The organism is Mesorhizobium neociceri (assembly GCF_013520985.1).
Lineage (GTDB): Bacteria > Pseudomonadota > Alphaproteobacteria > Rhizobiales > Rhizobiaceae > Mesorhizobium > Mesorhizobium neociceri.
The window spans coordinates 639,650-654,383 of sequence record NZ_JACDTY010000001.1 but is presented as its reverse complement, the minus strand read 5'-3'; the positions used below and the strand labels follow the sequence as shown (position 1 = coordinate 654,383).

Annotated in this window: 12 protein-coding genes; 5 read left to right on the top strand and 7 right to left on the bottom strand. The window is 63.9% G+C overall.

Features of this window, described 5'->3' with window-relative positions:
• The first annotated feature begins 11 nt into the window (after window positions 1-11).
• From H0241_RS03025 to H0241_RS03010, 4 genes are read left to right on the top strand one after another with little or no spacing between them, the layout of a single operon-like run.
• Complete coding sequence (locus tag H0241_RS03025) at window positions 12-2,465, top strand: GcvT family protein (RefSeq protein WP_181055934.1); 2,454 nt, start codon at window positions 12-14, stop codon at window positions 2,463-2,465.
• Window positions 2,462-3,361, top strand: coding sequence for a homocysteine S-methyltransferase family protein (locus H0241_RS03020; protein WP_181055933.1), 900 nt, complete (start codon window positions 2,462-2,464; stop codon window positions 3,359-3,361). Before H0241_RS03025 ends, H0241_RS03020 begins: the two co-directional genes overlap by 4 nt.
• A complete protein-coding gene (locus tag H0241_RS03015; protein WP_181055932.1) occupies window positions 3,361-4,542 on the top strand; it encodes a pyridoxal phosphate-dependent aminotransferase in 1,182 nt (393 codons plus the stop codon). Before H0241_RS03020 ends, H0241_RS03015 begins: the two co-directional genes overlap by 1 nt.
• Window positions 4,539-6,986 carry a GcvT family protein gene (locus H0241_RS03010; protein WP_181055931.1) on the top strand — a complete coding sequence of 816 codons (2,448 nt, stop codon included), beginning with the start codon at window positions 4,539-4,541 and terminating at the stop codon, window positions 6,984-6,986. The genes H0241_RS03015 and H0241_RS03010 overlap by 4 nt, the downstream gene beginning before the upstream one ends.
• A gap of 161 nt (window positions 6,987-7,147) precedes the next feature.
• On the opposite strand, the gene H0241_RS03005 is transcribed toward H0241_RS03010, so the two are convergent.
• From H0241_RS03005 to H0241_RS02975, 7 genes are all read right to left on the bottom strand, one after another.
• On the bottom strand, window positions 7,148-7,735 hold the full coding sequence (locus H0241_RS03005) for an NAD(P)H-dependent oxidoreductase (protein WP_181055930.1): 588 nt from the start codon (window positions 7,733-7,735) through the stop codon (window positions 7,148-7,150).
• Window positions 7,735-8,316 carry an NAD(P)H-dependent oxidoreductase gene (locus H0241_RS03000; protein ID WP_181055929.1) on the bottom strand — a complete coding sequence of 194 codons (582 nt, stop codon included), beginning with the start codon at window positions 8,314-8,316 and terminating at the stop codon, window positions 7,735-7,737. The genes H0241_RS03005 and H0241_RS03000 overlap by 1 nt, the downstream gene beginning before the upstream one ends.
• Window positions 8,317-8,517: 201 nt before the next feature.
• Window positions 8,518-9,921 carry an FAD-binding oxidoreductase gene (locus H0241_RS02995; protein WP_181055928.1) on the bottom strand — a complete coding sequence of 468 codons (1,404 nt, stop codon included), beginning with the start codon at window positions 9,919-9,921 and terminating at the stop codon, window positions 8,518-8,520.
• Window positions 9,921-11,222: a cytosine deaminase gene (locus H0241_RS02990; RefSeq protein WP_181055927.1), complete on the bottom strand. Its 1,302-nt coding sequence runs from the start codon at window positions 11,220-11,222 to the stop codon at window positions 9,921-9,923. The genes H0241_RS02995 and H0241_RS02990 overlap by 1 nt, the downstream gene beginning before the upstream one ends.
• A gap of 177 nt (window positions 11,223-11,399) precedes the next feature.
• Window positions 11,400-12,251 (bottom strand): ABC transporter permease, encoded by an 852-nt coding sequence (locus H0241_RS02985; RefSeq protein ID WP_181055926.1) that lies wholly within the window; start codon window positions 12,249-12,251, stop codon window positions 11,400-11,402.
• Complete coding sequence (locus H0241_RS02980) at window positions 12,238-13,047, bottom strand: ABC transporter ATP-binding protein (RefSeq protein WP_210284757.1); 810 nt, start codon at window positions 13,045-13,047, stop codon at window positions 12,238-12,240. The genes H0241_RS02985 and H0241_RS02980 overlap by 14 nt, the downstream gene beginning before the upstream one ends.
• A gap of 17 nt (window positions 13,048-13,064) precedes the next feature.
• A complete protein-coding gene (locus H0241_RS02975; RefSeq protein WP_181055924.1) occupies window positions 13,065-14,069 on the bottom strand; it encodes an ABC transporter substrate-binding protein in 1,005 nt (334 codons plus the stop codon).
• 253 nt (window positions 14,070-14,322) lie between these two features.
• Between H0241_RS02975 and H0241_RS02970 the strand changes: the two genes are divergently transcribed.
• Complete coding sequence (locus tag H0241_RS02970; protein ID WP_181055923.1) at window positions 14,323-14,706, top strand: RidA family protein; 384 nt, start codon at window positions 14,323-14,325, stop codon at window positions 14,704-14,706.
• Window positions 14,707-14,734: the final 28 nt, after the last annotated feature.

Here is a 14,734-nt window from a genome sequence, read left to right as displayed (position 1 = left end):
GGGAGAAGAACATGGCCGGTTTGCCGACCACGGCACGCGTGGTGATCATCGGAGGCGGTGTCGTCGGCACGTCCTCGCTCTACCACCTTTGCAAGGCGGGCTGGACCGATTGCGTGCTGCTCGAAAAGAACGAGCTGACATCGGGCTCGACCTGGCATGCCGCCGGCAATGTGCCGACCTTCTCGTCCTCCTGGTCGCTTATGAACATGCAGCGCTATTCGACCGAGCTTTATCGCGGCTTGGCCGACGCGGTCGACTATCCCATGAACTACCATGTCACCGGCTCGCTCCGCCTCGCCCACACAAAGGAGCGGATGCAGGAATTCCAGCGCGCCAAGGGCATGGGCCGCTACCAGGGCATGGACATCGACATTGTCGGCCCTGATGAGATCAAGCGCCGCTATCCCTTTATCGAGACGCATGATCTGAAAGGCGCGCTCTACGACCCAAGCGATGGCGACATCGACCCGGCGCAGCTGACGCAGGCGCTGGCCAAGGGCGCGCGCGACATGGGCGCCAGAATCATCCGCTTCTGCCCGGTGTCAGGCGTGCGCCGCGAGAACGACGAGTGGGTGGTTGAAACGCCGCAAGGCGAGATCCGCTGCGAGATCGTCGTCAATGCCGCCGGCTATCGTGCGGCCGAAGTCGGCAAAATGTTTGGCCGCGACGTCCCGATGATGGTGATGAGCCATCAGTACATACTGTTCGAGGAAATCCCCGAACTGATGGCGTGGTCGAAGGAACAGGGCAAGAAACTGCCGCTGCTGCGCGACGTCGACACCTCCTACTATCTGCGCCAGGAAAAGAACGGCATGAACCTCGGCCCCTATGAGCGCAATTGCCGCGCCCATTGGGCGACCCACAACGATCCGATGCCGGAGGATTTTTCCTTCCAGCTGTTCCCCGACGACCTCGACCGTCTCGAGCACTATCTGGCCGACGCCATCGCTCGCGTGCCGATCCTCGGCACGGCCGGCCTGTCGAAGGTCATCAACGGCCCGATCCCCTATGCGCCGGACGGCAACCCGCTGATCGGTCCGATGCCGGGCGTGCCCAATGCCTTCGAGGCTTGCGTCTTCACCTTCGGCATCGCGCAAGGCGGCGGCGCCGGCAAGGTGCTGGCCGAGTGGATCACCGAAGGCCAGACCGAATGGGACATGTGGTCGTGCGATCCGCGCCGTTTCACCGCCTTTGCCGCTGCACCGGACTACAGCGTCGCCAAGGGCATGGAGATCTATGGCAACGAATACGCCATCCAGTTCCCGCGCCATGCCTGGCCCGCGGGGCGCGACCGCAAGCTGTCGCCGATCCACGACCGTATCAAGGCGCTTGGCGCCCAGTTCGATGCCTATAATGGCTGGGAGCGCGCCACCTGGTATGCGCAACCGGGCGATGACACGTCCGAGGAAGCGACGCTGACCTTCCGCCGCGACGGGCCATGGCAACATCGCGTACGCGAAGAGTGCCTGGCGGTGCGCGACGCCGCCGGCATTCTCGACCTGCCCGGCTTCTCGCGCTTCCGCTTGCAAGGCCCCGGCGCCCGTGACTGGCTGGTGACGATGATCACCGGCCTGGTGCCGAAACCCGGCCGCATCGGCCTCGGCTATTTCTCCGACGACAAGGGCCGCATCGTCACCGAAATGTCGATCATGGCGCTGGCCGAGGATCTCTTCTTCCTGATCACCGCTTCAGTGGCGGAGCAGCACGATTTCGAGTGGCTGCAGCACCATCTGCCGCGACCCAATCAGCTCACGCTGCAAAATCTCACCGACGCCTTCAGCTGCCAGATCCTGTCCGGGCCGAAATCCCGCAGCGTTCTCTCTGAACTGACCGACGCCGACCTGTCGCTGCCCTGGCTTTCGCATCAGTCGGCGCAGATCGCCGGACACTGGTGCCAACTGGTGCGCGTCTCTTTCGCCGGCGAGCTCGGCTGGGAAATCCACACCAAGGTGGAAGACACCGGCGCCATCTTCGACGCCGTCTGGGCGGCGGGACAAAAGCACGGCCTAAAGCCGTTCGGCATGTATGCGCTGGATTCGCTGCGGCTGGAAAAAGGCTACCGCACTTGGAAGGGTGATCTTTCGACCGACTACACGATCCTGCAGGGCGGGCTGGAACGCTTCGTCAAATGGGACAAGGCCGACTTCCGCGGCAAGGCAGCCCTGCAGAACGAAAAGCAGCAAGGCGTGAAGAAGCGCTTCGTCACGCTGGTGGTCGAAAACCCCGGCGATTGCGACGCGCCGTCGGTGTCGACACTGTGGCATGACGGCAAGATCGTCGGCGAAACGACGTCCGGCGGCTGGGGCCATCGCATCGACAAGTCGATCGCGCTCGGCATGCTGCGCGCCGACCTGGCTGAACCGGGTACCGCCATCGAGATTGAAATCTTCGGCGATCGTTTTCGAGCGGTCGTGCAGAAGGACGAGCCGCTGTGGGATCCTAGGAACGAGAGGCTGCGTGCGTGAAGACAGTTATCCTCACCGATGGCGGTATGGGCCAGGAGCTGGTCCGCCGCAGCAGCTCCGAACCGACGCCGCTATGGTCGGCCAGGGTGCTGATCGACGAACCGGATCTGGTGCGCGACCTGCATGCGGAGTTCATCCGTGCAGGCGCCCGTGTTATCACCATAAACACCTATTCGGCCACGCCGGAGCGGCTGGCGCGCGAGGGCGCGGAGGAGCTGTTCAAGCCGCTGCAGAAGCGCGGCATCGAGCTTGCAAGGCAAGCTTGCGAGCAAGCCGGAGAGGCAACCATCGCCGGCTGCCTGTCGCCGTTGTTCGGCAGCTATGCGCCGGCGCTCACCATTTCCTATCAGGACACACTCGACATTTATCGCCGCATCGTTGCCGAGCAGGCGGACGGCGTCGATCTCTTTCTGTGCGAAACCATGGCGTCCGCCGATGAAGCGCGCGCGGCCGTCACAGCGGCATCGGAAAGCGGCAAGCCGGTCTGGGTGTCGTGGACGCTGGCCGACCACGGCACCCCGCGCCTGCGGAGCGGCGAAGCGATCGCCGCAGCCTCTCGTGCACTCGACGGCCTGCAGCTCGCAGCAAGGCTGGTCAATTGCTGTCGGCCCGAAGCGATCGCCGCGGCACTCCCCGAGCTGATCGATCTCGGCGGCCCGGTAGGCGCCTATGCCAACGGCTTCACCTCCACCGAAGCGCTCAAGCACGGCGGCACCGTCGATGTGTTGCACGCGCGCCACGACCTTGGTCCGGATGCCTATGCCGAACAGGCGCTCGGCTGGGTCGAGGCCGGCGCCACCATCGTCGGCGGGTGCTGCGAAGTCGGCCCTGCCCACATCGCTGCCTTGCGCGACCGGCTCGAACAGGCCGGTTACCAGATTTCGGGAGTTCAATGATGCCCAGACCGTCAAAGCGCATTTCCGGCATCGTGCCTTCGGGCAAGGATGGCTGGGAGGTCCACACCGAGGCCTGGGCCCGCAAGGAGGCCGGCCAGGACATCATCATGCTGTCGGTCGGCGACCATGATTTCGATACGCCGTCGCAAACGATCGAAGCCTGCGTGACCGCGGTGCGCGGCAGCAACCACCATTACACGCCGCTTCCCGGCGTTCCGCGCCTGCGCCGGGCAATGGCAGCCGCGTCGACCGCCTGCACCGGCATCGAGACGAGCCCCAACCAGGTGATCGCCACGCCAGGCGGCCAGGCAGCCCTTTATGCCGCCGTCCAGGCCGTTCTCGACCAGGGCGACCATGCCATCGTCGTGGCGCCCTACTACGCCACCTACCCCAACACGTTCAGCGCCGCCGGCGCCAGTTTCACCGTGGTCGAGACGCCGGCCGAGGACGGTTTCCAGCCGCGCGCCGACAGGATCCGCGCGGCGCTCAAGCCCAACACGCGCGCCATATTGATCAACACGCCGAACAACCCGACCGGCGCCGTCTATTCGCGCGAGCGGCTGGAAGAACTGGCCGATATCTGCAAAGAGCACGATCTCTGGCTGCTGTCGGACGAGGTCTACTGGACGCTGGGCGGCGGCGAGCACGTCTCGCCGCGCGGCCTGCCGGGCATGGCCGAGCGCACGCTGGTCATCAATTCCATGTCCAAGAGCCACGGCATGACCGGCTGGCGCATGGGCTGGCTGACCGGCCCGGCTCAGATGATCACGCTTTTGACCAACCTCAACCTGGTGACGACCTACGGCCTGCCGGCCTTCATCTCGATCGCCTGCGCCGAGGCGCTGGAGAACCGCTATGGCGTCAAGGAGATCGCCGAACGCTATGCGGCGCGGCGCACTGTCCTGCTCGACGCCGTGCGCGGCATGAACAATGTCACCGTGCACGGCTCCGAAGGCGGCATGTATGTCATGCTCGACATCTCGGCCGTCGAGCCGGACGACGAGAAATTCGCCTGGGCTTTGCTCGACGCCGAAAAGGTCGGCGTCATGCCCGGCTCCAGCTTCGGCCATGCTGCCGCCGGCCATATCCGTATCAGCCTTTGCCAGCCGGAACCGGTGCTTCAGGAAGCCGCAAAACGCCTGCGCCGTTTTGCATCCAGCTATCGCCGCGAGGCCGCATGACCAAGACGATTCCCACGAAAGCCCGCGCGGTTATCATCGGCGGCGGCGTCTCCGGCTGCTCGGTCGCCTATCATCTGGCCAAGCTCGGCTGGACCGACATCGTTTTGCTCGAACGCAAGCAGCTGACCTCGGGCACGACGTGGCACGCCGCCGGCCTGATCGGCCAGCTGCGCGGTTCGCAGAACATGACGCGACTGGCAAAATATTCGGCCGACCTTTACGTCAAGCTGGAAGCCGAAACCGAAGTCGGCACCGGCATGCGCCAGGTCGGCTCGATCACCGTAGCGCTGACCGAGGAGCGCAGGCACGAAATCTATCGGCAGGCGTCGCTGGCCCGCGCCTTCGACGTCGATGTGCGCGAGATTTCGCCCAGGGAAGTCAAAGAGATGTACCCGCATCTCAACGTGTCCGACGTGGTCGGCGCCGTCCATTTGCCGCTCGACGGCCAGTGCGATCCGGCCAACATCGCCATGGCGCTGGCCAAGGGCGCGCGCCAGCGCGGCGCCACCATCGTCGAGAATGTGAAGGTAACCAAGGTTCACACCAAAGCCGGCCGCGTCACCGGCGTCTCCTGGGCGCAGGGCGAAGACCAGGGCACCATCGAGGCCGGCATTGTCGTCAACTGCGCCGGCATGTGGGCGCGCGAACTCGGCGCCCAGAATGGCGTCACCATCCCGCTGCACGCCTGCGAACATTTCTATCTCGTCACCGAGCCTATCCCCGGCCTCGGCCGGCTGCCGGTGCTGCGCGTGCCGGACGAATGCGCCTACTACAAGGAGGACGCCGGCAAGATGATGCTTGGCGCCTTCGAGCCGGTGGCCAAGCCGTGGGGCATGGACGGCATCCGCGAGGATTTCTGCTTCGACCAGTTGCCCGAGGACATGGAGCATTTCGAGCCGATCCTCGAAATGGGCGTCAACCGCATGCCGATGCTGGCGACCGCCGGCATTCACACCTTCTTCAACGGTCCCGAAAGCTTCACGCCGGACGACCGCTACTATCTCGGCGAGGCGCCGGAACTGTCCGGCTACTGGATGGCGACCGGCTACAACTCGATCGGCATCGTGTCGTCCGGCGGCGCCGGCATGGCGCTGGCACAGTGGATCAATGATGGCGAAGCGCCCTTCGACCTGTGGGAAGTCGACATCCGTCGCGCCCAGCCATTCCAGAAGAACCGCCGCTATCTCAAGGAGCGGGTCTCCGAGACGCTAGGCCTGCTCTATGCCGACCATTTCCCCTACCGGCAGATGGCGACATCGCGGAATGTCCGGCGCTCGCCTTTGCATGAACACCTCAAGGCACGCGGCGCGGTGTTCGGCGAGGTCGCCGGCTGGGAGCGCGCCAACTGGTTCGCCCGCGAAGGACAGGAGCGTGAATACCGCTACTCCTGGAAGCGGCAGAACTGGTTTGACAACCAGCGCGAGGAACATCTGGCGGTCCGCAACAAGGTCGGCCTGTTCGACATGACCTCGTTCGGCAAGATCCGCGTCGAGGGCCGCGACGCCTGCGCTTTCCTGCAAAAGCTCTGCGCCAACGACATGGACGTGGCGCCCGGCAAGATCGTCTACACGCAGATGCTCAACCAGCGCGGCGGCATCGAAAGCGATCTCACCGTGTCACGCCTCTCGGATACGGCATATTTCCTCGTCGTGCCGGGCGCGACGCTGCAGCGCGACCTCGCTTGGCTGCGCCGGCATGTCGGCGAGGAATTCGTCGTCATTACCGATGTGACGGCGGCTGAAAGCGTGCTTTGCCTGATGGGTCCCGATGCGCGAAAGCTCATCCAGAAGATCAGCCCCAACGATTTCTCCAACGAGAACAATCCGTTCGGCACCTTCCAGGAGATCGAAATCGGCTTGGGTCTCGCGCGCGCCCACCGCGTCACCTATGTCGGCGAACTCGGCTGGGAGCTCTATGTCTCGACCGACCAGGCGGCGCACGTCTTCGAGGCGATCGACGAGGCCGGTGCGGATGTCGGCCTGAAACTCTGTGGCCTGCATACGCTGGATTCGTGCCGCATCGAAAAGGCTTTTCGGCATTTCGGACACGACATCACCGACGAGGACAATGTGCTGGAAGCCGGCCTCGGCTTTGCGGTGAAGACCGCAAAGGGCGAGTTCATCGGCCGTGATGCCGTGCTCAAGAAAAAGGAAGCCGGCCTGTCGCGCCGGCTGGTCCAGTTCCGCCTGAAAGACCCGCAACCCTTGCTCTTCCACAACGAGGCGATCCTGCGCGACGGCAAGATCGTCGGCCCGATCACCTCAGGCAACTACGGCCATCATCTTGGCGGCGCCATTGGGTTGGGTTATGTGCCGTGCCGGGGCGAAAGCGAGGCGGATGTGCTGTCCTCGTCCTATGAGATCGAGATCGCCGGCGAACGCTTCGCCGCCGAAGCATCGCTGAAGCCAATGTACGATTCGAAGGCGGAACGGACGAAGATGTAGCGCTCCTTACCCTCCCCCTTGTGGGGAGGGTCGATCCGCGTAGCGGATCGGGGTGGGGGTCTGCCAAGACTCTCGTTCCGTCGCACCCCCACCCCGGCACGCGATCGCCGCTTCGCGGCGTTCGCATGCCGACCCTCCCCACAAGGGGGAGGGTGAAAAACTCAAAACCGCTCCAGCTTCGCCCGCACCTTCACCAAAAACGCCGCCCGGCTCTTTGGCGTCGAGGCATCCATCAGATAATGCGCCAGGAAGAAGGTCCGGCAGCGCGTCGCGCACAGCGCCCGCATGCCGCGCAGCAACGTCTTGCGGCCGGGCTGGCCGACGACGACGCTCCACCAGGTCGGCGCGCCGCAAGTGGTGATGACGCCGACCTTGGTGACATGGGTCATCAGCGACTGGATCCGCCCCTTGCCCGCCGGCAGCTTGAAGGCGACATCGGTCGCCCAGACCCGGTCGAGCCATCCCTTCAGCATGGCCGGCAGCCCGTACCACCAGGTCGGGTAGATGAAGAGGATCGCCTGCGCCCAGGCGAGATGCTCGAAATGCGGCTTCAGCGCCGGATCCTCCGGCGCGCGGTCGTTGTAGGCGCGCCGCTCCTCGCACCCCATCACCGGGTCGAACTTTTCCGCATAGAGGTCGAGCAGCCGCACCTCCCAGCCTCTGCGCGTCAGCACGTCGACCGCTGTATCGCGGATGGCAGCGCAAAAACTTTCGGGCACTGGATGGCAGTAGACCACCAGCACACGCATCAGAATTCATCCATCCCGGCCGCGACCTCGGCCATGAAGGCCGCCCGTGTCTCGTCGGTCGACAGGTTCATCGAATAATGCGCGAGGTAGGACACCGAGGCGCCGGGCTTGATCGTCGCGCGCAGCATGCGCTTGACCAGCCGGCGCGGCGGATCGCCCATCAACATGGCGCGAAACCGGTCGCCGCCATAGGTGGTGACGGCCGTCAGCTTGCGGATGTTGTGCAGCGAGGGCTGCGCCTTGCCGTCCACCAGCTTGAACGACACGCCGGGCAGAAACACGCGGTCGAAAAAGCCTTTCAGGATTGCCGGAAAGCCGTAATTCCAGACGGGGTAAGACAGCACCAGTGCTTCGGCCCGCAACAGCCGCTCGACATAGGGTGCTGCCGGGTCTGCGGAGCTGCGCTGGTTATGATAGTCCAGCCTCTCCCCACGCGTCAGCCTGGGATCGAAATCCTCGGCATAGAGGTCGCAATCGTCGACCTCATGACCCGCCGCCGTCAGCCGTTCGACGATCGTCCGGTGCAGGCCGGCATTGAAGCTGGTCTCCATCGGATGCGCATAGAGGACGAGGACTTTCACAGGAGAATACCCGCGAGGTCAGTGCGAGGCACCCCCCTCTGCCCTGCCTGGCATCTCCCCCTCAAGGGGGGAGATTGGCAGCTTTTACGCCGGGCTCTTCCTTCCAACGTCGGAGATTGGCTAAAGCGGCGGAGCGAATAATCTCCCCCCTTGAGGGGGAGATGGCCGGCAGGCCAGAGGGGGGTGTTCAAGCGCAACCTCTCATCCCACCTTCTGCAATCCCTTGAACAAAAAAGTCCGCCCGGAGCGATAGTCGTAGTCCGGATTTTCCCAGGCGATCATCTTGCCGGGGTTGAGCAGCCCTTGCGGATCGGTCTCGCGCTTGAAGGCGAGCTGGATTTCATCAGTCTGCTTCATGCCGCCCTCTTCCAGCGTGTAGCGGTGCGGGTTGAAGATCGGGCAGCCATTCTCCTCATGCAGCCGGATGATTTCGTTGAGCCGCGCCTCGGTGGTGAACTTGACCAGCGGCAGGCCGAAGCAGGTGATATTGCCGTCGAGCCGCACGAATTCGAGATGCGAGAAGACTTCGCCCGGAAACATCGCATCCATCTTCTCGACCAGCGCCAACTGGTTGGGAAACGGATAGAGCGACTGCAGATAGGTGATCGAGGGATCGACCCGCAGCGCCCGCAGCGTGGTGTGGTTCCACGCCAGTTCGAAACCCGGCGGCAGGCCTTTCTTGTCCTCGTCCGCCGCCGTCGCTGCATTGAAGATGACCTCGCCGCCAGCGCGGCGAGTGAAGGCGAGGAACGCATCGAGCCCATGCCGTGCGACCATGACGACGCAGATGCTTTGCCCTTCCCTAAGGAACTTCTGGTGGCGCTTGAAGTAGAGCTGCGGCACCGGGGCGGCTATCGGCGTGATCAGCTTGGTCAGGATGCCGTCCTGGCAGGCCAGCGCATTGCCGTAGCGGGCGGCCGGCATGAAGCTGTCGAAGCCGACGATCACGTCGATCCATTCATATGCCGCCGTCAGCGGCATCTCGACTTCGGTGATGATGCCATTGGTGCCATAGGCGTGCGTCACCTTATGCAGATCCTCGCCGGTGAGTTCGAGAACCTTCGGCTCCGCTTCCATGGTGACGACACGCAGGCGCAACACATTGCCGAAATCGCGCAAGCCGCCAAAATTGATCGAGCCGACGCCGCCGGAGCCGCCGGCGATGAAGCCGCCGATCGAGGCGGTGTTGTAGGTCGACGGCGACAGCCTGAGCTCCTGCCCGGAATGCGCCCGCGTCGCCTTGTCGATGTCGGCAAGGATCGCGCCCGGTCCCGTCACCACGCGGCCTGGCGCGATGGTCGTTATCTCGTTCATCTCGGCAAGGTTGAGCACCACGCCGCCAGACAGCGGCATCGCCTGGCCGTAATTGCCGGTGCCGCTGCCGCGCGGCGTCACCGGGCTGCCATGCCGGTGGCAGGCGGCGAGCACACGGATCAGTTCGGTCTCGTTTTTCGGGGTCACGATCAGGTCGCCGGTGACATGGTCGAGCTGCTGCTTCAGCACCGGGCTGTACCAGTAGAAGTCGCGGCTCTTCTGCTGGACGATGGCCGGATTGTCATCGAGTTTTATCCCGTCGAGATCGCGTTTGAGCGCCGAAACATCCATTAGTCCACCATCAGTTCGTCGAGCTCGGCATAGTCGGGCAATTGCCTGTCGATCGCCTTGCCGTCGCGTACGACGATGCGATCCGATTCGGGCCGCGACAGCAATTCCGTCCAGCTCCGGCCCTTGAAGACGATGAAATCCGCGCTGCCGCCAGTGGCGAGCGTGCCGACACCATCGAGCCGCATCACCTTGGCCGGCGTCGAGGCCACCGCCTGCGGCCAGTCCCCGACCGGATGGTCGAAATGCAGGATGCGCGTCGCCATGCGGTAGACCTCCAGCATGTCGAGATCGCCATAGGCATAGAACGGGTCGCGGGTGTTGTCGGAGGCGACGGCGACCGGAATGCCCCGCGCCTTCATCTCGTGCAGCAGCGTCACCCCGCGCCATCGTGGCGTGGTCTGGTCGGCACGCCGGTCCTGCAAATAGAGATTGCACATCGGCAGCGACACAACCGCCAGCCCGGCCTTGGCCACCTTGTCCAGTGTATCCAGCACGTCGAGGTCCGGCTGGCGTGCCAGCGAGCAGCAATGTCCGACCAGGATGTTGCCCTCAAAGCCATTCCAGAGGGCAGCTTCGGCGATCTTCTTCAGCGAGATCGCCGCGACATCGTCGGTCTCATCGGCGTGGAAATCGAGGTCGAGCCCATGCTTGATCGCCTCGGCGAACACCTTGTCGAGCAGCTCCTCAAGGTCGGGCACCATATAGGTGACCACGCCGAGGACGCCCTTGGCCGCAGCGACCCGCTTGGCCAATCTCTCGAACCATTTTTTGTCGCGCACGCCTTCGATGCCGAGCAGACAGGCCGCCTGCAATTCGATGCGGCCGCGCCATTTCTCCCGCATCGCCTCGAACACCGGCCAGGAGATCTCCTCTTGCGGCGGCACGCTGTCGAGATGCGTACGCAGCGCCCTGGTGCCGTGCGCATAGGCCGAGCGCAGCGAGAAATCCATGCGCCGCGCGACATCCTCGGCGCTCCAGCGCGCGGCGCGGTCGGCGCCGGTGGCATTGAGCGCGCCCATGAAACTGCCGTCGGGATTGGGCTTGCGCGGCCAGATGTGGCCCTTGTCGATATGGGTATGGCAATCGACGAAACACGGCAGCACGATGCGGCCGGCGAGGTCGATGGCATCCGCCAGCGTTTTTGATTTCTTATGCGCGGCGATGCCTGAGATCTTGCCGTCGGCGACGGTGATGTCGGCCAGCGCGAAACCGTCAGCATCGAAGGTTGCGGTGAGGCCTGGCGTCAGGGATCGATGAACGCGGACATTGGCGAGATGGAAAGAGCCAGAGGTTGGAATCAAGAACTGCCCCCCTCTGCCCTGCCGGGCATCTCCCCCTCAAGGGGGGAGATTAGCAGTTTCGCTGACAGCGCCCATCTTGTGGCAATGATTGGTGAAAGCAAAAATGAGAGTTGATCTCCCCCCTTGAGGGGGAGATGGCCGGCAGGCCAGAGGGGGGTGTTTCGCGCCGACATTTCCCTATCGCTCCTGCTTCAGCGCGCTCTCGTGCCAGCGCCGCAGGACGAGATGCGACACCAGCGACAGCACCAGGAAGATCAAGATGCCGGTGAGCGAGATCAGGATCAGCGCCGCAAACAGCCTTGGTGCATTGAGCCGGTAGCCGGCCTCGATGATGCGCGACGCTAATCCCGACGACTGCCCCTGCGCGCCGGCGACGAACTCGGCCACCACGGCGCCGATCAGCGACAGGCCTCCGGCAATCTTCAGGCCGCCGAGGAAATACGGCATCGCCGCCGGCAGCCTGAGATAGCGCAATTGCTGCCAGCGCGTCGCGCCGTTGAGCTTGAACATGTCGCGCAGGTTGCGGTCGACCGAATTGAGGCCAAGCGTGGTGTTGGACAGGATCGGGAAGAAGGCGACGATCCAGGCGCAGAGCAGCAGTTTCACCGTCTGATTGTTCACATAGATGTTGATCAGCGGGAAGATCGCCACGATCGGCGTCACCTGCAGCACGATGGCGAAGGGGAAAAACGACATCTCCACCCATTTCGATTGCGCAAACAGCACCGCCAGCCCGACGCCGCCGATGACGGCAAGCACCAGGCTGAGGAAGGTGATCCTGAGCGTCACCAGCAGCGAGGAGAACAGCAGCCCGGCATCGTCATAGAGCGTCTGCAGCACCACGCCCGGGCGCGGCAGGATGTATTTCGGGATCTCATTCCAGACGCAGACGCGATCCCACAGCCAGATCGCCAGGATCATGATCGCCAGTGGCAAGACCCATCGGCCGATCCGCTCCAGCCGCTCCTGGCGCACGCGGCCGGCCTCCTCCGGATCGAGGGTCAGCACGGTTTGCTCAATGGCCGTCATGGTGTGGTCCGGCTGATGTGTTGATGGCATTGACCAGAATGTCCGAGGCCTGGCGGCAGAGCGCGGCATAGTCGGGCGAGGTGCGAAACACCTCGTCGCGCGGATAGGCCGCATCGATTGCCAACTCTGCATGGACGCGGCCCGGCCGTGCCGCCATGACGACGACACGGTTGGACAGGAACACGCTTTCGAAGACGCTGTGGGTGACGAAGACGACGGTGAAGCGCTCGTCCTGCCACAGCTCCAGAAGATCGTTGTTGAGCTTGAAGCGGGTGATCTCGTCGAGTGCGGCGAACGGCTCGTCCATCAACAGGATGCGTGGCTTGGTCACCATGGCGCGCGCGATCGAGACGCGCATCTTCATGCCGCCGGAAAGCTCGCGCGGTACTGCGTTCTCGAAACCGGTCAGATGCACCCGCGCCAGCATTTCCGTCACCGCCGGTGCAGCCTTGGCCCGCGAGATGCCTTTTAGCCGCAGCGGCAGCCAGACATTATCGAAGACATTGGCCCAGGGCAGCAGCGTCGGCTCCTGGAAGACGAAGCCGATGTTGGCGCGGTCGATCGAGCCGCGCCAGTCGAGCACGCCTGAGGTCGGCGTCGACAGGCCGGCGATCAGCCTGAGCGCCGTCGACTTGCCGCAGCCGGACGGCCCGAGCAGGCTGAGAAAATCACCCTCGCGAATAGTGAGATCGACATCGCTCAGCGCCGTGACGCCGTTGGAAAACACCTTGCCAACATGGCGCAGCGCCAGCAGCATCGGGCTTTCACCCGATGCCGTCATGGGCGCCTGCGCCATTGTCTCCAGTCTCACGATTACTTCTTCAGCTCGAGCCCGACGCCCTTGTTGATGAAGGCCAGCGTATAGGCCTTCTTGATGTCGATGCCGGGCTGCGCGACCTTGGCCTTGACCATCTTGTCGTAGAAACTCTGGATGCGTGCGTCGGTCATGGCGCCGATGCCGAGCTTTTCCGAATCGCCGGAATCGACCACGCCGAACTTTTTCAGCTGTTCGATCGAGAAGGCGATCTGCTCATCCGTCATGTCAGGATTGTCTTTCTTGATCATGTCGTTGGCGGCTTTGTTGTCGCCGTAGAGGTAGTTGTACCAGCCCTTGGCCGAGCCATCGACGAAGCACTGGACGACCTCCGGCCGCTTGTCGATCGTGTCCTGCATGACCTCGACGGTGGTCGCATAGGTCTCCCAGCCATAGTCGGCGAGCAGGAACTGGTTGGGCAGGAAGCCGCCCGCTTTCTGCACCGCGAATGGCTCCGAGGTGACATAGCCCTGCTGGATCGACTTCTTGTTGGCGATGAAGGGCGCGGGATTGAAGGTGTAAGGCACGCGCTTGGCCGCATCGAACCCGAGCTCGGTGACCATCCACTGGAAGAAGGTCTGCGCGCCCTCGTCGCCGAGTATGTACTGGTCGGCGTTCTTCAGGTCTTCCCATTTGTCCAGCCCCTGCCCCGGCTGGGACATGATGACCTGCGGGTCCTTCTGGAAATCGGCCGCCACGACGCGCATCGGAATGCCCTGCTGGACGGCGTCGAAGGCCGACAAGAGATTGCCGCCCATGTAGAAATCGAGCTTGCCGGCCAGCAGCAGCGGCCGCCCGCTGACCTGCGGACCACCCTGCGAGATCGTCACGTCGAGGCCGCATGCGGCATAGGTTCCGTCGGCGACAGCCTGATAGTAGCCGCCATGCTCGGGCTCGGCCAGCCAGTTGGTGCCGAAGGTGACCTTTTCGTTCGCGGCCGCACCTAGCGTGCTGGCCCCAAGCAGCGCGAGCGCGCCAGCCAAAATCTTCTGTCTTCCGTACATCGACACCACCCTTTGTTGGCTCCGGAGCGTCACGCGCCGGGCTCGACACCATTGGTCCAAGAAGCAAGACACATGCCACCGCCCGGACCGCCTGCTTCACGCGGACGTCATTGCCGAGACCGGACGGGTCATGCTGTGCGGGAGGCATCGTGCCTATTTTTTGGACGCCTGTCCACAATCGCCCGAGCGACATGCACCGCATCTTGAGGGACTTGCTTTCGGGCCCTAGGCTGGCCGTATCCAGGAGATTTCCATGTTCAGATTCCTCACCCCGAAGTCGATCAAGCCGCCTTTCGCCCGCTACAGCCACGGGGTCGAGGTGCCCCCAGGCAAGCGGCTGGTGTTGTGCTCCGGTCAGGTCGCCATCACCGCGGATGACCAGATCCCGGAGGATGCCGGCGCGCAGGCCGAATTGTGCTTCCAGAACATAGCAGCGATCCTCGGCGAGGCCGGCCTGGGGCTAGGCGATATCGTTCGCATCAACGCCTACGTCACCGACCGAGCGCATCTGCGGCCCTATATGGACGTCCGCGACCGCCTGTTTTCCAGCCCTGCGCCAGCCTCGACGCTGATGATCGTGTCAGGCTTTGCGCGACCGGAATTCAAGGTCGAGGTCGAGGCGATCGCGGCTGGGTAAGGAGCGGTCCGCGAAGCGGATGGAAAGC

What these genes read in the sequence shown, in the direction of transcription:
- H0241_RS03005 (WP_181055930.1), bottom strand. Translation starts at nt 7,735, where the DNA reads ATGCGTGTGCTGGTGGTCTACTGCCATCCAGTGCCCGAAAGTTTTTGC.
- H0241_RS02975 (WP_181055924.1), bottom strand. Translation starts at nt 14,069, where the DNA reads ATGTACGGAAGACAGAAGATTTTGGCTGGCGCGCTCGCGCTGCTTGGG.
- H0241_RS02995 (WP_181055928.1), bottom strand. Translation starts at nt 9,921, where the DNA reads ATGGATGTTTCGGCGCTCAAACGCGATCTCGACGGGATAAAACTCGAT.
- H0241_RS03010 (WP_181055931.1), top strand. Translation starts at nt 4,539, where the DNA reads ATGACCAAGACGATTCCCACGAAAGCCCGCGCGGTTATCATCGGCGGC.
- H0241_RS03015 (WP_181055932.1), top strand. Translation starts at nt 3,361, where the DNA reads ATGCCCAGACCGTCAAAGCGCATTTCCGGCATCGTGCCTTCGGGCAAG.
- H0241_RS02980 (WP_210284757.1), bottom strand. Translation starts at nt 13,047, where the DNA reads ATGGCGCAGGCGCCCATGACGGCATCGGGTGAAAGCCCGATGCTGCTG.
- H0241_RS02970 (WP_181055923.1), top strand. Translation starts at nt 14,323, where the DNA reads ATGTTCAGATTCCTCACCCCGAAGTCGATCAAGCCGCCTTTCGCCCGC.
- H0241_RS03025 (WP_181055934.1), top strand. Translation starts at nt 12, where the DNA reads ATGGCCGGTTTGCCGACCACGGCACGCGTGGTGATCATCGGAGGCGGT.
- H0241_RS02985 (WP_181055926.1), bottom strand. Translation starts at nt 12,251, where the DNA reads ATGACGGCCATTGAGCAAACCGTGCTGACCCTCGATCCGGAGGAGGCC.